Genomic DNA, 22,538 nt, shown 5'->3' with positions numbered 1-22,538 from the left:
TTTAACCTCTATAATTAGTGAAAGGAAGGATGACAGTCAAGCGGAATAAAACCTGTACAGATCAAAGTCCGTTATTGCCCTAAATAAGCGTTATGACTGGGAATACCGACTAAACTTATCCCGACAAATTTATGGATAGGTTCCTACTCGATAAGGAGTCAACTATGTTGCAAACCACAGTACTGGCCTTACACGGCCTCTCCTGTATGAATTGTGCCAAACGCGTAAAAACGGCATTAGAAAGCCGTGAAGATGTTCATCATGCAGAAGTGAATGTTCACTATGCCAAGGTGACGGGCGAAGCCGAAACCACAACACTGATTGATACAGTTAAACAAGCGGGTTATCAGGCAGAAGAAGCTCAAACTCCTGATATTGAATTACAGCTCTCAGGCTTGAGTTGTGGGCACTGTACTGAATCTACGCGTAAAGCACTGGAAGCCGTTCCCGGTGTGATTGCAGCAGATGTCTCCCTCGACAATGCCAAAGTGTATGGCAAAGTTGAAGCACAAACGTTAATTGATGCGGTGGAGCAAGCAGGCTATCACGCCACACTGCCAGGGGCGCAATCCCCAAAAACTGAGCCGCTGACTGACTCAGCCCCATCTTCGCCGGAATATCTGGCAGCGGCCTCTTCAACCATTCCGGCAGCGACAACTGACATTAAAAATACACAACCCAGCCAGCCGGTTGCAGAACCTGCTGATAATGACAGTGTTCAGCTATTACTGACCGGGATGAGCTGTGCCAGTTGTGTATCTAAAGTACAAAATGCACTACAAAGTGTTGATGGTGTTGAGGTCGCACGAGTCAATCTGGCGGAGCGCAGTGCATTAGTCACCGGTCATCCTAGCACTGAGGCATTGATTGCAGCGGTCAAAAATGCCGGTTATGGTGCTGAAATTATTGAAGATGAAACAGAGCGACGCGAGCGCCAACAGCAAATGTCGCAAGCCAGTATGAAGCGTTTTCAGTGGCAAGCGGCACTGGGGCTGTTATTGGGTATCCCATTGATGGGATGGGGGTTATTTGGCGGTAGTATGACGCTAACCCCTGAGACTCAAACGCCCTGGCTGATAGTTGGGATAATCACTCTGCTGGTGATGATATTTGCCGGTGGGCATTTTTATCGTAATGCCTGGGTCAGCCTAAAAAATGGTAGTGCCACCATGGATACCCTGGTAGCGCTAGGTACCGGTGCGGCGTGGATCTACTCCATCACGGTGAATATCTGGCCGGATGTCTTCCCGATGGAAGCCCGCCATCTTTATTATGAAGCCAGTGCCATGATTATCGGTCTGATCAACCTTGGTCATGCGATGGAACAACGCGCCAGACAACGTTCTTCCAATGCGCTGGAGCGCTTGTTGGATTTGGCACCGCCGACAGCCCGGCTGGTCACCGATGAAGGTGAAAAACTCATCCCATTGGCCGATGTGCAGTTGGGTATGACCTTGCGTTTGACCACCGGTGACCGCGTGCCGGTTGATGGTGAGATTGTACAAGGCGAGGTGTGGATGGATGAAGCCATGTTGACTGGCGAACCTATCCCACAACAGAAGTCCACCGGTGATGTTGTCCATGCCGGGACACAAGTACAGGATGGCACGGTGCTGTTTCGCGCCAATGCTATCGGCAGCCAAACAACATTAGCGCGAATCATTAAGCTGGTGCGTCAGGCCCAAAGCAGTAAACCAGAGATTGGTAAGCTGGCCGATAGGATCTCCGCGGTATTTGTGCCAACGGTGGTCGCCATTGCCGTTATTGCTGGGCTGATTTGGTATTTCTTCGGCCCGCAACCGCAATTGATCTATACCCTGGTGGTCGCCACCACAGTGCTGATTATCGCCTGCCCTTGTGCGCTTGGGCTGGCAACGCCGATGTCGATTATCTCCGGTGTGGGTCGGGCGGCTGAATTTGGGGTATTAGTGCGAGATGCCGATGCATTGCAGCAAGCCAGCAACCTCGACACTTTAGTGTTCGACAAAACCGGCACGCTGACCGAAGGGCATCCGCAAGTGGTCGCTATTCATACCTTTAACGGGGTCAGTGAGCAGCAAGCGCTGGAGTGGGCTGCCGCGCTGGAAACCGGTTCTAATCACCCGCTGGCACGCGCTATTTTACAACGTGCCGAGGGGCTGACACTGGCGACAGTCAACCAATTCCGCACATTACGTGGTTTAGGTGTTAGTGGCGAGGTTGATGGCGTGGCACTATTACTGGGGAATAATCGCCTGCTGGAAGAGCAACAGATTGATACCAGTGAGTTGCAATCATTAATACAGCAACAAGCTGAAAGTGGTACAACTCCGGTTATTCTGACGGCACAAGGTAAGCCTGCGGCGCTGCTATCAATACGCGACCCGCTGCGCAGTGACAGTATCAGCGCATTGCAACGTTTACATCAGCGAGGATACAACTTGGTGATGTTGACCGGTGATAACCCTATTACTGCCAATGCCATTGCCAAAGAAGCAGGTATCGATCAGGTGATCGCCGGTGTCCTGCCTGATGGCAAAGCTGAAGCTATCAAGCAACTGCAAGCTGCCGGGCATAAAGTGGCCATGATTGGTGATGGTATCAATGATGCACCGGCACTGGCGCAAGCTGATGTCGGTATTGCTATGGGGGGCGGCAGTGATATTGCGATTGAAACTGCGGCTATTACTTTGATGCGCCATAGTCTGCACGGAGTGGCTGATGCAGTGGAGCTGTCCAAAGCCACATTGCGCAATATGAAGCAAAACCTGCTGGGCGCATTTTTCTACAATGCGCTGGGGATCCCGATTGCGGCGGGTATTCTATTCCCGTTCACCGGCACATTACTCAGCCCGGTAGTTGCGGGTGCGGCGATGGCACTGTCCTCTATTACCGTAGTCAGCAACGCTAACCGCTTATTGCGTTTTAAACCTAAACAATAAAAACTCGGTGGCGCACAACACTTTCTTGTGCGCCACTAAGCGTTTAGGATACAGAAAACGCTAAAAGAGAAGCATATAGGCATGGGCCAATTATTACGCCGCATCGCAAAATTTTTAGGGGTTGGTGCTCCAGCTACTTACTCCTACCCCGCTTTAGATGTCACCTTAGCCGGTGAACGCCACTTGCATCTGGTCGGCAGCATCCATATGGGAACCGAAGGTATGTTTCCCCTCCCTCACGAATTGCTGAATAAATTGAATCAAGCTGATGCACTGATAGTAGAAGCGGATATCACGGACGCAAGCCCGCCGTTTGGTAACGAAAATCTGGCTGATCCGTTGATTGACCGATTATCTGAAGAGCACTACCAACAATTGTTGCAACGCTGCGAAGAACTCGATCACAATCCGCAGTCCATGGCCTTTCTGCCCGCCTGGCAAGCCGCCTTGATGCTTCAGGCCCGCCAGGCACAACGTTTGGGATTACGCGGCGAATACGGCATCGATTATCAATTACTGAAAGCGGCCACAGCGCAGAAGAAAACCATTATTGAGCTGGAAGGTGCACAAATGCAGCTCGATTTACTGGAAACACTGCCCGACAACGGCATGTCTTTACTGCTCGATACCTTAACTCACTGGCACACCAACGCTCGCCTGTTGCAAACCATGATTGGCTGGTGGTTGGAACATCATCCGGCCAATGAGCTATCCACTCTGGCTCCTACCTTTAGTCAGGGGTTGTACGACGTACTGATGATACAGCGCAATAAACGCTGGCAGCAGCAGCTTGAACAACTGCCAGCCGGCCACTATGTAGTAGCGGTGGGTGCATTACATTTATATGGCGAAGGGAATCTCCCTGAACTCTTGCAGCCCGACCATCGGTAAAAAATACAAATAAATATCCTCCGGCATAGCCGGAGGTTTTTCATATGCGCCTGTAAGGCTTTGTTACCAGCCGCGCCCTAACAGGCGCACAGCAATCTGACATTTGCATCCAAATTCGTTACTTACTGCCCGTAAACGGGCTACCGGGGTACGGAATTGATAGTTATTCCCCCAGTTTATCCTGCTCCAGTTGGTGCTTTATGTAGTCCCGGATCTTCGAGGTATTTTTACCCACCGTATCCACATAATACCCTCTGCACCAAAACTCTCTGTTCCTGTATTTGAATTTCAAATCTCCAAATTGCTCATACAACATCAGGCTACTTTTGCCCTTCAGATACCCCATGAAGCTTGATACGCTCATCTTCGGCGGGATTTCCACAAGCATATGGATGTGATCTGCACAGCACTCCGCTTCCAGAATGTGCACATTTTTCCATTCACACAGCTTTCTTAGGATACTCCCCACTGCCCGGCGTTTCTCGCCGTAGAAAACCTGTCTTCGGTATTTAGGCGCGAAAACTATGTGATATTTACAGTTCCATCGGGTGTGCGCTAAGCTCTTTTCGTCCCCCATTGGGACCCCCTTTTGATTTCTTGTTTGACCATTGCAGTTGCCAGACCGCAAGGTGTTTTAACAAATCAAAAGGGGTTTTTATAACTGGCTCAAAGCTGAAAGCTTTACGGAACCTCCAGCCTAGCTGGAGGTTTTCTGTGCACAAAAAATGGCCGATATCTCTATCGGCCAGTCAAAGAGGAATTTTCATTATTTTAGTTATTAAGCCCTCACATTCCTTGCGGAAAATATGAGCAGCCAGTATAGGGTAGCAACCTGACGATTAGATTAGCAACTGACATTCATCATATATCGTATCGCATCGGATCATTGTGCTGATTTTATTAGGTTAATTTTTAGTCCTGCGACAAAAATTGGGTGTAGGATATTCCCACTGAATAAATTTTCATTTTAAATTGGACGTTTATTATGACACCTGCAGTCGTTTTGCTGGAAAAACAAAAAGTTCCTTTCACATTGCACCCCTATCACCATGACGCCACAGAAACCAATTTCGGTGATGAAGCGGTAAAAAAACTGGGCCTCAATGCCGATCAAGTTTATAAAACTTTACTGGTTGCGTTAAATGGCGATGCCAAAAATCTGGCGGTTGCGGTCACACCGGTGGCCACCCAACTTGATCTCAAGAAAGTGGCACGTGCATTGGGAGCAAAAAAAGCCGAGATGGCAGACCCGCAATTAGCGCAACGTAGCACCGGCTATTTAGTTGGCGGCATCAGCCCATTGGGGCAGAAAAAGCGCTTACCCACGGTCATTGATAGCCCAGCACAAGAGTATGCCACCATATTTGTTTCCGGCGGAAAGCGGGGGTTAGATATTGAATTGGCGGCAACAGATTTATGCCGATTACTACAAGGCACCTTTGCTGATATCGCCAAGCGGGATTAAGTTATCACCAATATGAAAGGGCTAAAATAGCCCTTTCATCGATAATTAACTTATTGTCTATAAAGTTCTTTTACGTTAAATAAACCCTCATTACTGTGATTAATGTTAGATGAGGAATATAATGCAATTGGATTTTTTAAATTTCCATTTTGCAAAGCCGGCGTATGCATGGTGCCAAGATCACAGAAAGGCACCTCCCAGAGTGGCAACTGAGCACATCGTGTGAAACAGCTAGGTTGGTGGAAACACGCGAGTGCACTCGCAACAGGCAGTGCGGTGAGCATTGAAAAAATAATAACTATTTTATGAAAGCGCATAGTGAGCCTCCTGAATCTAATATCCAATAAATAACAAGTAACTTACTTACCATCTTTGGCTTAGCCCCAGTGATATTATCTCACTTAGGTAAATAGATTTTATGAACACAAATATAAACAACACATCAACAAAAAATATTTTTCGCTTAATGCATCTTGATTTCTATATATAACCAATAGCAATCAGGATTATATAATAGGAGCCACTGACTATAGTGACTCCTCAGACTGCTGACAAACCTCGATAACTCGATCTTGCAAGGTGAAGGCAGGTAGAAGAGTAAAGCGTCCGCGCCAAGGACGGCGCGGCTCGAGCCCCCAGGGAGGGGTTTACGGCGTCTTTACGATCTGCCTGTTTTCACCGTTACGGGCACTTTGTCATTAACCTCAGGAGTCACTGACTATAGTGACTCCTTATCTCATTTATTATTTATAAACAATCTCGCCTTTCGGCTGATACTGACTGGCATCCAGCGGTGAGTGCTTTTCAATATACTGTTTCAGCACTTCTGCGTCGATAAAACCGGTATTTACATAGCTCGGTAAAGTATCAATCTTCGGATAACCATCACCGCCTAGCGCATTGAAATTCAAGGTTGCCAGACGATAGGTTTTATTCGGATCTAACGGTTTGCCTTGTATTTTCACGTTACTGACACCCTTGCCATCAGCGACTAAGCTGACATTGGCAAATTGTGCATACGCACCTGAATCGACTTTCTTATTGGCCACAACCGCCAGATACTTCTCAACTTCACTGCCTTTCATATCGGCATAAACCAGTGTATTACCAAATGGCTGGACCTTAAGAACATCTTTATAGGTGATATCACCCGCATCGATAGAGTCACGAACCCCACCGCCACTCATCACCGCAAAATCAGCACCCGCTCGTTCCATTTGTGCCGCCAATAGCAACCGCGCCAGATTAGTTTGCTCGAAACGCACTTTGCTGCGATCCCCTTCCAACTTGCCATTCACACTACCCACTTTGACATCCAGCTGCGCTTTGCCCTGCTGTTCAAAAGGTGTTAGCAGTTTCAGCATTGACGGGTCTTGCGCAATCTCTTGTGTATAAAAGATGCGCTCACTGGTGCCATCAGCTTTCTCGACTTTTTTCTTCAAATTGATTGGGATTAACTGATAGCTCACTAACTTCAACTCGCCATTACGGAATTTGAAGTCTGCCCGCCCCACATATTTGCCCCATTCATGCGCCTGTACTATCCACGTACCATTTTGCCGATCTGGGGCACAAGGCGTACCGGGCACATAATCAGCCTGCTTATGGTTCTCACTGGCCATACAAACCGGATCTTGTGAGTGCCCACCCACAATCATATCCAGATAGCCCGCCGGTAAACTGCGCGCCATCTCGACATCACCCGGCGCATTCGACCCGTGTTTGCCATCATCATAATGGCCCATATGAGTCGCCGCGATGATAATGTCAGGCTTTTCAGTTTTTCTCAGTTGCTCGACAACTTGCTTTGCTTCTGTCGCAGGCACGCGGAATTCGATATCGGTGAAATACTCGGGATTGCCGATCTTAGCGGTATCATCGGTGGTTAAACCAATTACAGCAATTTTCACACCTTGCTTATCAAACAAGGCGTAAGGTTTGAATAATCGCTGTTGAGTGCTTTTCTGATAAATATTGGCGGATAATAATGGGAAAGTGGCCCATTTCTCCTGCTGGCGCAGCACACTCAGTGGATTATCAAACTCATGGTTGCCGATAGCCATTGCGTCATAACCGACCAAATTCATACCGCGAAAATCAGGCTCAGCATCCTGTAAATCAGATTCCGGAACACCGGTATTGATATCCCCACCGGAGAGCAACAACAAGCTTCCCCCTGCTGCGGCAACTTGCTTACGAATGTCATCAACTAAGGTTTTCTGTGCCGCCAGGCCATATTCGCCGTGGTCATTTTGCCAGAAGTGGCCATGATGGTCATTGGTATGCAGTATGGTGATATCGTAAGTTTTATCTTTTTCCCAGGCGGCAGCCCATCCCGGAGCAAACGCCAGCGACACAGCTAAAGCAGCTGCTGTGGTCGATAATGAAAAACGCATCGCAAATCTCCATATTGTCGTTAAAACCAGCCCGTTCAGCGCCAGTTTAATGAGTGAAAATGGGGTGACACATACCAATATCATGATAAATCAAGATGATACTGTGACAGAGTTCGTATTGTAGTCTGATGATCTATGGGTGAATTTCAGAATATTTGAATATATATCAAATTGTATCTGCTGTAGTAAAAATCATTCAATCTGCATAATATGTATTCATTACCAATATATTATTAACAGTGATAATTATTAGGCGAATACTCACTATGACCGATCGTTCTGAGACGGAGCTCCCTCCCTCCGTCAATACCCAGCCCTTCGATAATACCAAGGTAAAACGCACCTCTTTCTCTATATTAGGTGCTATTAGCGTATCTCACTTACTTAACGATATGATCCAGTCGCTGATTCTGGCGATTTATCCGCTATTACAAGCCGAGTTTTCGCTGAGTTTTGCGCAGATTGGATTAATCACCCTCACTTATCAGCTTACCGCCTCATTATTACAGCCACTTATTGGTCTTTATACCGATAAGCATCCGCAGCCCTATTCACTGCCGATTGGCATGGGTTTCACCTTATCAGGTATCTTGCTGCTTGCGGTTGCCACGACTTTCCCGGTGGTTTTACTGGCAGCGGCACTAGTCGGAACCGGTTCTTCGGTCTTCCACCCAGAATCCTCCCGCGTAGCCCGCATGGCATCCGGTGGCCGCCACGGTATGGCTCAGTCTATTTTTCAGGTGGGAGGCAACTTCGGCAGCGCCCTTGGCCCACTATTAGCCGCGATCCTTATCGCACCTTACGGTAAAGGCAATGTAGGTTGGTTTTCACTCGCGGCACTGCTGGCTATTGTGGTGCTGTTGCAGGTCAGTAAATGGTATCAGCAACAACAAAGAGCAACCTATGGCAAAGTAGTAAAAGTCTCATCGGCCAAAATACTGCCTAAAAAGACGGTTATTAGCGCCCTAGCTATCTTAATGGTGCTGATATTCTCTAAATACTTCTACTTGACCAGTATTAGTAGCTATTACACCTTTTATTTGATGCATAAGTTTGGTGTTTCGGTACAAAATGCCCAAATACATTTATTTGTCTTCTTATTCGCAGTGGCCGCTGGCACCATCATTGGCGGCCCTCTTGGCGATAGGATAGGTCGAAAGTATGTTATTTGGGGGTCAATATTGGGCGTTGCGCCATTTACCCTTATTTTACCCTACGTTTCTCTGTATTGGACCGGGGTTTTAACCGTGATCATTGGCCTTATCCTTGCCTCTGCCTTCTCGGCAATACTGGTGTATGCGCAAGAGCTTATTCCGGGTAAAGTGGGCATGGTATCCGGTCTATTCTTCGGTTTTGCTTTCGGTATGGGGGGGTTAGGTGCGGCTGTACTAGGGTATGTTGCTGATTTAACCAGTATTGAACTGGTTTATCAAATATGCGCCTTCTTACCATTACTGGGGATAATTACGGTCTTCCTGCCCAATATAGAAGATAAGTAATAGTAATAACCCTATAATCCCGACTGAGATATGTGTTTCAGTTGGGCGATTTCCCTGCGTAATAGAGATAGAAATAGCAAATCCCTCACAAACAACCACTTCAAACAATTTCCGTGCCAAAGCTGACTTTTATCGATAAAAAATGAATTTTTATCGCGCATTGATCGCATAAATGCAATAAACTGATGTTATTGCTGTGAAATGCTTGCCGCCCTGCCAAACTAGAAGGAGTCTGGATGCACCACTCAACACCCTTAATTACCACGATCGTCGGAGGCCTTGTTCTCGCCTTCCTCTTGGGCTCCTTGGCTCACCGCCTGCGCATCTCACCACTGGTGGGGTACCTTGCCGCAGGGGTGCTGGCCGGGCCATTTACGCCAGGTTTCGTTGCTGATACCTCATTAGCACCAGAACTGGCTGAAATTGGTGTTATCTTGTTGATGTTTGGTGTCGGACTTCACTTCTCACTTAAAGACCTCCTCGCAGTAAAAGCCATCGCCATACCCGGTGCTGTGGCACAAATTGCCGTTGCCACCTTACTCGGAATGGGACTGTCTCATTTATTAGGCTGGGATTTGATGACAGGTTTTGTCTTCGGTCTTTGTCTATCAACAGCAAGTACCGTGGTATTACTACGAGCTCTAGAAGAACGGCAACTCATAGATAGCCAGCGGGGGCAAATTGCTATCGGCTGGCTGATTGTCGAAGATTTGGCGATGGTACTCACATTGGTGCTATTACCAGCCTTTGCCGGCGTGATGGGTAACGAAACCACCAGTCTCAGCCAGTTATTCACTGAACTAGCAATAACCATCGGTAAAGTCATTGCCTTCATTACGCTGATGATTGTTGTCGGTCGTCGTTTGGTCCCCTGGATACTGGCTAAAACCGCCAGTACCGGTTCCCGTGAGCTATTTACCTTGGCAGTGCTGGTATTAGCGCTTGGTATTGCTTACGGCGCTGTAGGGCTGTTCGACGTATCCTTTGCTCTCGGTGCATTCTTCGCAGGAATGGTATTGAATGAATCAGAGCTCAGCCACCGTGCGGCGCAAGATACCTTACCGCTACGTGATGCATTTGCCGTACTGTTCTTCGTTTCAGTTGGGATGTTGTTCGACCCAATGATTTTGCTACGTGAACCATTAGCTGTACTGGCTTCACTAGCTATCATTATCTTCGGCAAATCAGCAGCAGCGTTTATATTAGTGCGGATGTTTGGTCACTCAAAACGTACAGCACTCACCATTTCTGTCAGCCTGGCGCAAATCGGTGAATTTGCCTTTATTCTCGCCGGGCTTGGAATTTCTCTCGGTTTAATGTCTGAGCATGGCCGTAATCTGGTGCTGGCGGGCGCAATTTTATCAATTATGCTCAACCCGCTACTGTTTACATTATTAGATCGCTATTTGGCTAAAAACGAGACGATGGAAGATCTGATTCTGGAAGAGGCAGTCGAAGAGGAAAAGCAGATCCCGGTAGATTTGTGCAATCATGCACTGTTAGTCGGTTATGGTCGGGTGGGGAGTTTATTAGGTGCAAAACTGCACGCGGAAGGTATTCCATTAGTGGTCATTGAGAACTCTCGACCAAGAGTTGAGGCGCTACGTGAACAAGGCATTAATGCGGTATTAGGCAATGCTGCAAGTGCAGATATTATGTCGCTGGCTCGTTTGGATTGTGCCCGCTGGTTATTACTGACCATACCGAATGGCTACGAAGCTGGGGAAATTGTCGCCTCCGCCAGAATTAAACGGCCAGACCTTGAGATAATTGCTCGCGCGCATTATGACGACGAAGTGGTTTATATCTCGGATCGTGGCGCGAACCAGGTTGTGATGGGCGAACGTGAAATTGCCAACAGTATGCTTAATATGTTGAAGATAGAAACGCTGACCGAAGAAGACAAACGCCCGCTTTGCCCAATTTAAAAACATCTCAGTGTTAGCAAGTTATAAACCAATAGGGCCAGCATATGCTGGCCCTGTTCACTATTTGACGACAATTATCTTTCCCAGTACGACTCTTCCAAACTGTCTTCCCGCTCAGGCAAACCACGCGTCAAACGCGGTGAATGCTGATTCAGCACTTGATAACTAACCCGATTGGCATATTTACACACTTGCGCCAATGAAGAGTAACTCAGGTAACTACGAACATGTTTGCTCGAGTTCGGAACATTATTACGATGAAAACCATTGGCAGCAATGTCATGCAGCACCGCAGATAAAGCACCATCCCCTGCCCCATTAGTATTCATTATTTTCTCAGGGCCGCCCATATAAGGGGCAATATGCGAATAAATCCGTAATGGGTTATCACAATGCTCTTTACGCATCGCGCGGCTGAATTCATACAAGTTAAATTCAGCAATCGCACCGGGTAATAATGGGTGCTGAGTTTGGCGTTTATTAGCCTCTTCCGTATAGCCCGCCATATAAAGGCCATTAGGGCCAGCGGTGCAAAGCACTAAATCAACCCAGTTCAAAGCCATATCTGAGGCCATCAGCGGATCATTAAGCCCCGTCAGTTCATAAGCTTCATCTTCATTCATCGCCACTATAGAGACGTTTTCTTTAAGAAAATCACGCCACCACTGCGGATTATCTGCAATAACGTATTTTGTCCCTAGTGTCATCACGACAGGAACGTTATATTTCTTTGCATAACTGATGGCCTGCATTGTAGCCGCTGGCATTGGCTCGCCCGCTTTACAACGCACCAAATAAGCGGTAAGAACCAATGCCGATGCCCCTGCGATAATATCTTCAGGGATACTTTCCGGTCGTAGCTGATTCATTTGACCGGGACTGATCGCAAATGTGCGCTCGCCATTATCCGTAATGAGAGTGAAACAGCGACCAATCGCACCATCAACTGCCTGTAAATAGTTCAAATCAGTGCGACTAGAGGTATTACACAAATAACGATAGGCATAACTACCAATTTTGATATTGCTACACATCGTACCTAATAAAATAGAGCGGTCATCAGCCAAAACAGAATAATTGTGCAACGTATTACCAATGGTTCCCCCCGCAAACTCATGCGTTATTAAGCCATTAGCGGTTAGCTCCTGATAAAGGCGTTCAGCAACTTCGTCCTCGATAACCAAAGAGTGCCCTTGGCTCAGACCATAACGCGCAATAAAGCCCTCATCGACTTTTGCTTCAATATCAACTAGCGTCTGATCAATACCAACGATATAAGAGGTGCTCACTTCATTTTCTGTCTGAGCCGGTTGCAATAAAGGGTCACGAGCATTAACAGGAAAATAGTGCTTAGATTTGCGTTTACCAGGAAATTTCATTGTTTTGAGTAAAAAATTGAAATGGGAAGATAAAAAAAGGAGACCAGAGATAAAATCTCTGGCATACATAAGTAGTAATACCAAAATAGTCTGTTACAGTAAGCATAATATACGCTGATAGATTAAGCATACGTATGAAAAAATTAGTATTTTATAACACGACAGTTCTTTATCTGAGCATAATAAATTTATTTTTTTGGTGGTTCTAATCTGGAATTATGACGCTCACGAACAAAAAAACGCATCAATACAAATGTAATAGAACCAATTAAACCAATAAAACTAAATGAAATAATCGTCAATAAACCTTTTCTACTATTTTGAAGTATTGGTTCAGATGGGACACTATGCTGTAGTGGATCCGATGGCTCCTGCAAGTAATTAAATGTTGGGACATCTATAACAACAGGTTGTAATGCGGTTATTTTATTCAGGTAGAGTTTTTTATTCAATAAATCAGCATTAACACTTGTGAGATCAGTTATAGACCTCTCAATTTCTAGCTGCCTATTTAATAAATCATACCCCATGGATATTGGATAATTATTACTACTAGCAGAAATATCAAATGCACCAATAGCTGGCTTCTGCAAACCAGCCGCTTTAGCTATCGAAGCTGCGTATTCTAATCTCTGGATTCTGATTTTATGTTCATTCTCAACCTGTTGTAAAGCTAAATTATATTCTTCAGTGGCCATCTTTTTAGCTGTATCTATGGTGAATTTAATTTGGTCATTAAGATTATCATTAACTTTCCGGTTAATATAATTAACATAACCTGTGAAAACATCTTTTAACCCATATTCTAAATTAGAACTATAAGTAAGAATGTAATTACCTTTAACATCACTATCTGAATTTATATTCTTGCCTTTAACCCCAGCAAAATTATTAGCGTTAACCTTCTCTTTGGACATATATTTACTCAACATATCTTTAGAAGAGTAGTATTTCCTGAAATCCATGAGCAGATCATCTGCGGTAATATTCAAATCAATATTAAGCACTGATAATGATGACTCAATAGATTCAAGTGGTTGCATCTTACCATCAGAAGTAACTGATACTATTGCATAACTAGTCCATTCTTTTGGAGAAAAAAACACAACCCCTCCACCCACAAGAGTAAATATAGCGAGTACAATAAAGATCAACTTGGATGATCTAAATATTATTGAAATTATCTCTATAAGGTCTACTTCTTCTTTATTTGAAGGCAATATATACTTTCCAAACGGGGATGGTTTTTTATCATTACCCTGTGATCTATCACTCATCAATTTTACCCATACCAATTAAATTAAGAAAAACATTGTAAATAATAACTAACAGTTATAACCATTAGGATTCATTTTTTGCCATTTCCAAGCGTCCTGAAGCATATCAACTAAAGTTCTTTTTGCATACCAACCTAACTCTAGATGTGCTAGTTCAGGGCTTGCCCAACACTCAGCTATATCACCAGGCCTACGGCTAACAATGTCAAATGGAATATTCTTACCCGTAATACGCTCAAATTCCTTAATCATATGCAAAACAGAATAGCCAACTCCGGTTCCTAAATTGTATATACGAAATCCTGAGGTCAAGTTAATTAAAGTACTAAGGTGCCCTTCAGCGAGATCCATAACATGAATATAATCTCTAATACCAGACCCATCTGGTGTATCGTAGTCATTACCATACACTAATAGTTTAGATAATTTGCCAATGGCAACCTGGGTTATGAATGGTAATAAATTATTGGGTTTTCCGTTAGGATCCTCACCAATTAAACCAGAAGGATGAGCGCCTACTGGATTAAAATAACGCAACGCTGTTATTGAATAGTCGGGATGAGCTAAAGAGAAATCTTTTAATATTTGCTCTACCATCACTTTTGAAGTGCCATATGGGTTAGTCGTCCCGCCAATTCTAGCTTTTTCAGTCAACGGAACGAATTCAGGCTCACCATATACTGTTGCTGAAGAGCTGAATATTAATTTTTTGACATTAGCTAAACACATTTCCTCAAGTAAAGTAATAGAACCAACTACATTGTTTTGATAATACTCAATAGGTTTTTCAACTGACTCACCTACTGATTTCAAACCTGCAAAATGGATAACCGAATCAATTTTATGACTTGAAAAAATAAGCTTAAGACATGATCTATCAAGTATATCGCCATGATAAAAATTAGGTTTTCGTCCACAAATCTTTGAGACTCTGGCTAAGGACTCTGCTGATGAATTAATTAGATTATCAAGAACAACAACATTCCTTCCTTGTTCCAACAATGTAAGCACTGTATGAGAACCTATATATCCAGCACCACCAGTAATTAATATAGACATAAATATCCTATTTTATCATTGATACAAAAATATTATTCAACAAGTCAAATAGAAATCATAATCACTCTCTTAATATGCGTAAAATATTTGAAGTTTCTTCGTTCATTAGTTTAGTATCACACCTTGATTCAACATTTAATCTAACAACAGATTCCGTGTTTGAACTACGTAAATTGAAGCGCCACTCTGCAAACTCCATACTAATGCCATCGATCTCATCAATCTTAATAGCCTTGGCTTCATATGCAGCACGAACTCTTGCAATCGCAGATATTGGATCAATTAGTAGGGAATTTATCTCTCCTGACGCAGGATAGGCCTTCATACGTTCTTTTACTAATTGTTCTAAACTCTTTCCTTTGACAGATATAATCTCTGAAATAAGTAACCATGGAATCATTCCTGAGTCACAATAAGCAAAATCACGAAAATAGTGATGAGCACTCATTTCACCACCATAAATTGCATCTTCTTTCCGCATGCGCTCTTTAATAAAAGCATGGCCAGTTTTAGACATTATCGCTTTTCCTCCGGAAGAATTGACAATATCTATTGTATTCCAAGTTAAAACGTGGGTCATGAATTATCTTACTAAAACCATCTTTTTGAAGAAAGAACTCAGCCAAAAGACCTACAATATAATACCCTTCAATAAAATCCCCGTTATGGTTAAAAAAGAAGCAGCGATCAAAATCACCATCAAAAGCGATCCCCATATCAGCACCATTGGCTAACACCGCATCCGTTGTATCTTGCCGACATTCAGGTAATAATGGATTGGGAATACCATGAGGGAAAGTGCCATCTGGCTCGTTATGGATTTTAATCAAGGTAATAGGAATATCTAAAGCAGTAAAGCGTTTCTCTAACGCATCAATTACATGCCCTGCAGCGCCATTTCCACTATTAACAACTAACCTCAAGGGCTTAAATAAAGACGGATTTACATATCCCATCAAATGGTCAATATAGTCATCAATAATCGATATTTTATCATAACTACCCTTCATTGATGGTTCTACTGGTGGAAATTTATTAATTTCTGCTAAATGCTGGATATTTCGTAAACCAGTATCACCACTAATAGGGCAAGCGTTCTTTCGAACTAACTTCATACCATTATAATCGATTGGATTATGACTGGCAGTTACTTCTATTCCACCATCAACATCTAAATGGAAAGTTGAAAAATATATCTCTTCCGTACCAGATAAACCAATATCTAATACATCAACACCGGCATCTTGTAAACCACGCGACAGTGCTAATTTTAGACTTTCACTGGTCAATCTGACATCGCCACCAACGACTACTCTCTTAGGCTTTTCAAACTCGCCGTATGCCCGGCCTATTCTGTAAGCAATATCTTCATTTAATTCATCACCTAATCGACCACGAATATCGTAGGCTTTAAAACAACTTAGTGCACTCATGATTTCTAGCTCTATATTTTATGCTCAATTCGAACAATATCATCTTCTTCTAAGTAACTTCCAGTACGAACCTCTATAATTTCCAGAGGAAGTTTTCCTGGATTCTCAATAGAGTGAGCCACTCCAACAGCAATATAGGTTGACTCATTCTCTGTCACTAAATAACTTTCGTTGTCTCTATATACTCTGGCCGTCCCAGAGACGACAACCCAGTGTTCAGCTCGATGATGATGAATTTGAGTCGCAGTCCGTTGTCCCGGTTTGATTGTTACATGCTGTACATGATATCGGACACCTTCAGCAATCGCATCATGCGACCCCCAAGGTCGATAGACTTCCTTATGCTGGAGATATTCAAGTCGCGAGCCAAGTTTAAGTTGCCCAACGATTTCTTTAACGCTTTGAACTTTATTCTTATTCGCCACCAATAAAGCATCTTTGGTTTCGACAATAATTAAATCATTAATACCGACAGTGGCTACTAATCTATTCTGAGAGTAGATATAGCTATTGTTTGTATCTTCCGTTAATACGTCGCCACGAACCACATTACCATGGCTATCTTTATCATTGATTTCCCAGAGCGCAGACCAACACCCGACATCACTCCATTGCGCATTCATCGGAACCACGACAGCATCGCTTGTTCTTTCCATGACTGCATAATCGATGGACTCATCGGGACAGCTGTAAAATGCAGCCTCATCAAGGCGAATAAAATCTAGATCCTTGCGTTGTCCGGCAATGGCACTTTTACAGGCTTCAAAAATATCTGGCCGATGCTTTTCCAACTCTTGCAAATAACGAGATGCTTTGAATACAAACATCCCACTATTCCAGTAATAATCACCAGATGATAAATATTGCTCTGCTTTGGCTAAATCAGGTTTCTCGACAAAAGAGTCAACCTGAAAAGCTCCTCCTTCGATCTGCTTACCTTGTCGGATATAGCCATACCCAGTTTCAGGTGTATTAGGAACTATTCCAAAAGTGACCAACTTACCCATTTCTGCAAGAGGCTCTGCAAGTTGAATAGCACTAATGAATGCAGGCTTATCCTGTATGACATGATCAGCTGCTAGTACCAATAATATCGGGTCCTCACCATTTGATGTGGCAAGTAGCGCAGCCAAGGCAATTGCAGGTGCTGTATTACGCCCAATAGGCTCCAATACTATGCCGCTATGCAATAAATTTTGCTGCCTAAGTTGCTCAGCAATAATAAACCTATGTTCTGCATTACATATCACTAATGGTGAAAGATGGGGGAGATTTCCCAATCTAAGTAAGGTTTCTTGGAACATACTCAACTCTGACGTAAGAGCCAAGAATTGCTTGGGGTAATGGGTTCGAGATAGCGGCCACAAGCGGCTGCCAGCCCCCCCAGCCATAATTACAGGTAATAGCATGCGCAGTTACTTCCTAAAGTTATTTTGATTATCCAAGAACCATTGATAGGTCATCTTTAAACCTTTTTCCAAGGAAATTTGATACCGCCAGCCTAATTTATCCAAACGACTTACATCCATCAGCTTACGAGGTGCGCCATCTGGTTTACTTGAGTCAAAAACTAATTTACCTGAAAAGCCAACCACTTGAGCAATCGTTTCTGCTAATTCACGAATAGTACAATCAATACCCGTTCCAACATTAATATGCGATAACATTGGCTGAGTATTAGCAGCATAGATATCATCTGCCAGTTCCATCACATAGATGCTGGCAGCAGCCATATCATCTACCATGTAAGAACTCGCGCATCGGTTTACCACTTCCCAAACAATTATTTCATTGTCATTACGCATTTTTGCTTCATGAAAACCGACGTAACAATGCAGGAATAACATGAGAATTATCAGGATGGAAGTTGTCATTTTCACCATAGAGATTAGTTGGCATCACGCTGCGGTAATCACGGTTATATTGCCGATTGTACGATTCACACAATTTAATACCGGCTATCTTGGCGATTGCATAAGGTTCATTCGTTGGTTCCAGCACGCCAGTAAGCAGTGTCGACTCGCTCCATAGGCTGGTCCGCCATCTTGGGATAAATACATGATGAACCGAGGAAAAGTAATTTATGTATGCCCGCCATATGAGCTGCATTAATAATATTACATTCGATCATCAGGTTTTCATAAATGAATTCTGCGGGATAATTGTTATTGGCCTGGATTCCTCCTACTTTCGCCGCTGCAAGGTAAACCTCATCAATTGCCTCCGCAGTAAAAAATGCCTGCACAGCTGATTGAGACATTAAATCTAATTCTGCGCGGGCTTTAAGAATTAATTCAATATCACTACGACCTTTTAACTGACGGACAATCGCTGACCCAACCATGCCTCGGTGCCCTGCCACAAATACGCGCTTCATAACCATCAGTATTAGCTCTCTAAAGTAATGGATACATCAAAACCGTTGGCTTTGAGCAAAGCATGCTGCTTAGCCTGCTGTAAATCGCCAGCGACCATTTCAGCGCACATCTCTTCAACAGTTATCTCGGGAACCCAGCCTAACTTTTCTTTGGCCTTCGATGGATCACCTAAAAGTGTTTCTACTTCAGCAGGGCGAAAGTATCGAGGATCGACTCGAACAATAATATCACCTACTTTTGCTGAAGTTGCATACTCATCGCTGATTGCAGATATAGTAGCAATCTCATCAATTCCTTTGCCTGAAAATTCAATTTCTATTCCCGCTTCTTTTGCAGACATCCGAACAAATTCGCGAACCGTAATCTGTTTACCAGTTGCAATAACAAAATCTTCAGGTTGGTCTTGCTGCAGCATCATCCATTGCATACGAACATAATCTTTCGCATGGCCCCAATCCCGCAGAGAATCCATATTCCCTAGATACAAGCAATCTTCTAATCCGAGTGCTATGTTAGCAATAGCCCGAGTAATTTTACGAGTAACAAACGTTTCCCCACGGCGAGGAGATTCATGGTTGAATAAAATTCCATTACAGGCATACATGCCATAGGATTCACGGTAATTTACTGTAATCCAGTAAGCATACATCTTCGCAACTGCATACGGAGAGCGGGGATAAAATGGTGTGGTTTCTCGCTGCGGAATTTCTTGAACCAAGCCGTAAAGCTCTGACGTAGAAGCCTGGTAAAAACGAGTTTTATGTTCTAACCCATTGATACGTACTGCCTCTAACAAACGCAATGTACCCATAGCATCTACATCTGCGGTATACTCAGGTGATTCAAATGAAACAGCCACATGAGATTGAGCACCTAAGTTATAGATTTCGTCAGGTTGAATTTCTTTTACCAGGCGGATTAGATTAGAAGTATCAGTCAAGTCACCGTAATGTAAAAAGAAATGAGGGTTTACTTCATGAGGGTCTTGATAAATATGATCAATACGGCTTGTATTAAAAGAAGATGAACGGCGTTTAATACCATGAACTTGATAGCCTTTTTCTAACAAAAACTCAGCTAAATAAGATCCATCCTGGCCAGTAATACCTGTGATTAATGCCTTTTTCATAACGATTCTATCGCCTCAATAATAGCTCTATTCTTGATTACTTGATTGAAATTTTTTTCTGCATAATTACGACATTGTGTTGCCAATAAAGAAAAATTTTGAGTGCTAATTAATTTCACAATATCTTCGATTTCACCCTCATTAAATAGGAAGCCATTGACCCCATGTTCAATGGCATCAATACAGCCTGGCACAGCATAACATATTGCAGGAATACCACATGCGTTAGCCTCCATAACCACGACAGGAAAACCTTCATGTTTAGACAAAAGAAGCAAAACATCAGTTTTTGCATAAATATGACGAAGATCAGACAAATAGCCATGAAAAATTATGTCTTCCTCAAACTCAGCTTTTAAATTAGCTATATCATCTTCTGTCAGAGAGGATGGGTTAGCAGGGTAAGTATCACCAACAACATTAAGAGTAAAGTCTACACCAGCCAACTTTAAATGCTTGATTAGCTCGATAATATAAAAAATACCTTTATCTTCAACTAAACGTCCAACATAGAGTAGTTCTATTTTTCTCGAGCATTTTTTTATTTTATAGCTATAACAAAAACTCTCAATGTCAACGCCGATACCACCTAGCACTAAATCACCATCACAACCAAGTAAATTCTTCTCATATTTGTTCATGAAGATTCTTTTACCAACACCTCTTGTCAGCAATAATCTCAATATATTGAGAAAACCTTTATTTTTTGTAAAAAAAGTCCCGATACCTTCAATAAAACAAACAGTCTTTCTTGCAAAGAAAATTGATGGGATAGAGAAAATAAATGTAACAAGAAAATGACAAGACACAGTTAATTTAAACTTCTCTTTGAATAAAACCCACAGCAATGATAGGTTAATAAAAAAATATCTATATAAAAGACGTTCATTATCCGTAGTAATAACTATAACACCATATTTCTTTAGACAATCAACTGACTCATTGTCATCGTTAGGTGCAATACAGTATACTTTATGCCCACGAGATAGTAACTGTTTAATATATGATAGCCTAAACACAACAACGGTCTTTATTGAGTTTTGTATAATACAAACACTTTTACACTCGTTCATAATTCCAACCGATTTTTTTATTAGATTGCTCAGACATAAAACTGGGCATCTGAATTTGGAATAATAACTTTAGTTGATTTATTTCCATTAAGAATGGCGGCCCACCAACTAAAAGTACTTCCACTCAAGATATAATCTTGGCAACACATCAATCCAATAAAATCTTCGATTGCTGATTTCCCAGAAAAATAATCAATTGAACTAATTTTCGGTAAATGTTTTTTACACCAATCAATATCATCTGAAAAAACCATAAAACGTCTACCCGGAAACTTTTCAATTGCATTACTTATATATTCAATATCACTAGCAACATGTAACTTGCTGCTGGATGTAACAAAATCACCTCTGCGGATATGAATACCAACATGATCAGATATATTATTACCAAATATCTCCCATGAGATTGCCATGTTTATTCGCTATGCTAACTCTCAAAAAATCCGAAGAATATAGCGCAGCATCTGGAAATTGAAAATATCCATAGTGATAATTAGGCATTGGTATCTTCAAACAATCGTCTAAACTACTTAAAGCATCATAATCATATATCAAAATATTTGGGCACATGATTAATCTTCATTTTTCTTAGTGAAAATCTAATAATTTTAGATAGTAGGTCATCATTAAAAGTAAGTATTCTTTCTTCTGAAATAGGAATAGTTTCTAATTCTCCAGCAAGGAGAAAAAGCTGACAGAAGAATGCTGCCTTTGTTGATAAAAAAGATGCACATTTAAATTAACATCGAACTTTAGCTTATCCTTCAAATAGTAAGCCCATGCCACCTGAAATAATTGATTACCTAATCCCCCTTGTACAAGAACGTTAACACTCATTTTTTCCCTTATGTATTTTAAATGAGAAATTTAATGCTCTGATAAATCCAGAAATCATATAATAGAAAGATTTAAATTTCGTAATATAAGCATATTTAGCTGCATAAATAAGGACAGCAAGTGATTTTGAAAGATACAAAGAAAACGAATAAAAAAACTATTGGAGCGTTAGGAATATTTTTCTAATAGAATTAGTACATAAAGATATTCGATGTAAATGTAATGTTTGAGATATACTGTTAGATGTTAATCTATAGGAAAGTAAATCCTCAGGGACGCTCCCAAAAGTACATACTCTCGATAATCTACACCATAAATCAAAATCCTCTGCTCCATCGGTGCCTAAACTATACCCATTAGCTTTTTTTAATACGGCCGTCCTAATCATGGTTGCAGGATGACAAAGAGGGTTAATAAAGGTAATGATGATATTATATCGAAGTGATTAGTCGGGAATTTTTTTCTTCCAATAATACGGTCATTTTCATCGATTAACTTAATATTCCCACCAACAACGTCTAAGTTATACCTTGCCATATAGTCAAGTTGTTTTCTTAACCTTAATGGTTCCATTATATCGTCAGCATCCATTCTAGCAATTATATTTGCATGAACTTTAGGTATCGCAAAATTAAGAGCAGATACAATTCCTCCATTTTCTTTTTTGAAATATTTTATTCTGTCATCATTTATTGATTGTATTATTTTACCGCTAGAATCAGTAGAGCCATCATCAATTATTATCACTTCAATATTTACATATTCCTGAGATAAAACCGAGCTAATAGCAGTACGAATAAAACGCTCAGCGTTATAGACAGGAATAACCACAGATACATCAATATCGTCAATCATGTAGCTTACTCGCATAAA

At 42.5% G+C, this 22,538-nt stretch carries 14 protein-coding genes and 4 pseudogenes; 5 read left to right on the top strand and 13 right to left on the bottom strand.

The annotated features are described in order from the left end of the window. The first annotated feature begins 164 nt into the window (after positions 1–164). Positions 165–2,921: a copper-exporting P-type ATPase CopA gene (gene copA, locus FGL26_RS00095; protein WP_032912633.1), complete on the top strand. Its 2,757-nt coding sequence runs from the start codon at positions 165–167 to the stop codon at positions 2,919–2,921. Between the two features lie 81 nt (positions 2,922–3,002). After that, positions 3,003–3,812 (top strand): TraB/GumN family protein, encoded by an 810-nt coding sequence (locus FGL26_RS00090; protein WP_005167766.1) that lies wholly within the window; start codon positions 3,003–3,005, stop codon positions 3,810–3,812. 163 nt (positions 3,813–3,975) lie between these two features. Here FGL26_RS00090 and tnpA read toward each other — a convergent pair whose 3' ends face one another. Continuing rightward, positions 3,976–4,389, bottom strand: coding sequence for an IS200/IS605 family transposase (gene tnpA / locus FGL26_RS00080; protein ID WP_005172776.1), 414 nt, complete (start codon positions 4,387–4,389; stop codon positions 3,976–3,978). Positions 4,390–4,797: 408 nt separating this feature from the next. On the opposite strand from tnpA, the gene ybaK reads away from it, so the two are divergent. Next, positions 4,798–5,277 carry a Cys-tRNA(Pro)/Cys-tRNA(Cys) deacylase YbaK gene (gene ybaK, locus FGL26_RS00075; protein ID WP_005167764.1) on the top strand — a complete coding sequence of 160 codons (480 nt, stop codon included), beginning with the start codon at positions 4,798–4,800 and terminating at the stop codon, positions 5,275–5,277. A gap of 743 nt (positions 5,278–6,020) precedes the next feature. Here the strand turns inward: ybaK and ushA are convergent. Further along, the gene (gene ushA, locus FGL26_RS00065) at positions 6,021–7,673 is read right to left on the bottom strand and encodes a bifunctional UDP-sugar hydrolase/5'-nucleotidase UshA (RefSeq protein WP_005167760.1); all 1,653 of its coding nucleotides are present in this window, start codon (positions 7,671–7,673) and stop codon (positions 6,021–6,023) included. Positions 7,674–7,939: 266 nt separating this feature from the next. On the opposite strand from ushA, the gene rosA reads away from it, so the two are divergent. Together rosA and ybaL are read left to right on the top strand one after the other, a co-directional pair. Next, positions 7,940–9,172, top strand: a complete 1,233-nt coding sequence (rosA, locus tag FGL26_RS00060; RefSeq protein ID WP_005167755.1) for an MFS transporter RosA — start codon at positions 7,940–7,942, stop codon at positions 9,170–9,172. A 236-nt stretch (positions 9,173–9,408) separates the two neighbouring features. Next, positions 9,409–11,100, top strand: a complete 1,692-nt coding sequence (gene ybaL / locus FGL26_RS00055; RefSeq protein WP_005158223.1) for a YbaL family putative K(+) efflux transporter — start codon at positions 9,409–9,411, stop codon at positions 11,098–11,100. Positions 11,101–11,174: 74 nt separating this feature from the next. Here ybaL and FGL26_RS00050 read toward each other — a convergent pair whose 3' ends face one another. The 11 genes and pseudogenes from FGL26_RS00050 to FGL26_RS21570 all read right to left on the bottom strand — a co-directional run. Continuing rightward, positions 11,175–12,479: an inosine/guanosine kinase gene (locus FGL26_RS00050; RefSeq protein WP_005167753.1), complete on the bottom strand. Its 1,305-nt coding sequence runs from the start codon at positions 12,477–12,479 to the stop codon at positions 11,175–11,177. Between the two features lie 188 nt (positions 12,480–12,667). Continuing rightward, positions 12,668–13,756: a Wzz/FepE/Etk N-terminal domain-containing protein gene (locus tag FGL26_RS00045; protein ID WP_005167751.1), complete on the bottom strand. Its 1,089-nt coding sequence runs from the start codon at positions 13,754–13,756 to the stop codon at positions 12,668–12,670. Positions 13,757–13,804: 48 nt separating this feature from the next. Further along, complete coding sequence (gene galE, locus FGL26_RS00040; RefSeq protein ID WP_005167749.1) at positions 13,805–14,815, bottom strand: UDP-glucose 4-epimerase GalE; 1,011 nt, start codon at positions 14,813–14,815, stop codon at positions 13,805–13,807. 61 nt (positions 14,816–14,876) lie between these two features. Then, a pseudogene (gene cpsG, locus FGL26_RS00035) lies at positions 14,877–16,248 on the bottom strand (phosphomannomutase CpsG). A gap of 11 nt (positions 16,249–16,259) precedes the next feature. After that, positions 16,260–17,657 (bottom strand): mannose-1-phosphate guanylyltransferase/mannose-6-phosphate isomerase, encoded by a 1,398-nt coding sequence (locus FGL26_RS00030; RefSeq protein ID WP_005167742.1) that lies wholly within the window; start codon positions 17,655–17,657, stop codon positions 16,260–16,262. A 6-nt stretch (positions 17,658–17,663) separates the two neighbouring features. After that, a pseudogene (fcl, locus tag FGL26_RS00025) lies at positions 17,664–18,631 on the bottom strand (GDP-L-fucose synthase). A 5-nt stretch (positions 18,632–18,636) separates the two neighbouring features. Next, positions 18,637–19,755 (bottom strand): GDP-mannose 4,6-dehydratase, encoded by a 1,119-nt coding sequence (gmd, locus tag FGL26_RS00020; RefSeq protein WP_005167740.1) that lies wholly within the window; start codon positions 19,753–19,755, stop codon positions 18,637–18,639. Beyond that, the gene (locus FGL26_RS00015) at positions 19,752–20,828 is read right to left on the bottom strand and encodes a glycosyltransferase family 4 protein (protein ID WP_005167739.1); all 1,077 of its coding nucleotides are present in this window, start codon (positions 20,826–20,828) and stop codon (positions 19,752–19,754) included. Before FGL26_RS00015 ends, gmd begins: the two co-directional genes overlap by 4 nt. 29 nt (positions 20,829–20,857) lie before the next feature. Further along, positions 20,858–21,398: pseudogene (locus FGL26_RS00010) on the bottom strand (alpha-1,2-fucosyltransferase). Beyond that, positions 21,373–21,665 (bottom strand): annotated as a pseudogene (locus tag FGL26_RS21750) (alpha-1,2-fucosyltransferase). Before FGL26_RS21750 ends, FGL26_RS00010 begins: the two co-directional pseudogenes overlap by 26 nt. Before the next feature lie 384 nt (positions 21,666–22,049). Then, a partial coding sequence (locus FGL26_RS21570) for a glycosyltransferase family 2 protein (RefSeq protein ID WP_241999468.1) occupies positions 22,050–22,538 on the bottom strand: 489 nt, incomplete at its 5' end.

Source organism: Yersinia enterocolitica subsp. enterocolitica (assembly GCF_901472495.1).
Lineage (GTDB): Bacteria > Pseudomonadota > Gammaproteobacteria > Enterobacterales > Enterobacteriaceae > Yersinia > Yersinia enterocolitica.
This window is presented reverse-complemented; position numbering and strand designations above follow the sequence as displayed.

Bases quoted from the DNA above. Each gene is read 5' to 3' on its own strand.
- copA (WP_032912633.1), top strand. From the start codon at position 165: ATGTTGCAAACCACAGTACTGGCCTTACACGGCCTCTCCTGTATGAAT.
- FGL26_RS00090 (WP_005167766.1), top strand. From the start codon at position 3,003: ATGGGCCAATTATTACGCCGCATCGCAAAATTTTTAGGGGTTGGTGCT.
- tnpA (WP_005172776.1), bottom strand. From the start codon at position 4,389: ATGGGGGACGAAAAGAGCTTAGCGCACACCCGATGGAACTGTAAATAT.
- ybaK (WP_005167764.1), top strand. From the start codon at position 4,798: ATGACACCTGCAGTCGTTTTGCTGGAAAAACAAAAAGTTCCTTTCACA.
- ushA (WP_005167760.1), bottom strand. From the start codon at position 7,673: ATGCGTTTTTCATTATCGACCACAGCAGCTGCTTTAGCTGTGTCGCTG.
- rosA (WP_005167755.1), top strand. From the start codon at position 7,940: ATGACCGATCGTTCTGAGACGGAGCTCCCTCCCTCCGTCAATACCCAG.
- ybaL (WP_005158223.1), top strand. From the start codon at position 9,409: ATGCACCACTCAACACCCTTAATTACCACGATCGTCGGAGGCCTTGTT.
- FGL26_RS00050 (WP_005167753.1), bottom strand. From the start codon at position 12,479: ATGAAATTTCCTGGTAAACGCAAATCTAAGCACTATTTTCCTGTTAAT.
- FGL26_RS00045 (WP_005167751.1), bottom strand. From the start codon at position 13,756: ATGAGTGATAGATCACAGGGTAATGATAAAAAACCATCCCCGTTTGGA.
- galE (WP_005167749.1), bottom strand. From the start codon at position 14,815: ATGTCTATATTAATTACTGGTGGTGCTGGATATATAGGTTCTCATACA.
- FGL26_RS00030 (WP_005167742.1), bottom strand. From the start codon at position 17,657: ATGCTATTACCTGTAATTATGGCTGGGGGGGCTGGCAGCCGCTTGTGG.
- gmd (WP_005167740.1), bottom strand. From the start codon at position 19,755: ATGAAAAAGGCATTAATCACAGGTATTACTGGCCAGGATGGATCTTAT.
- FGL26_RS00015 (WP_005167739.1), bottom strand. From the start codon at position 20,828: ATGAACGAGTGTAAAAGTGTTTGTATTATACAAAACTCAATAAAGACC.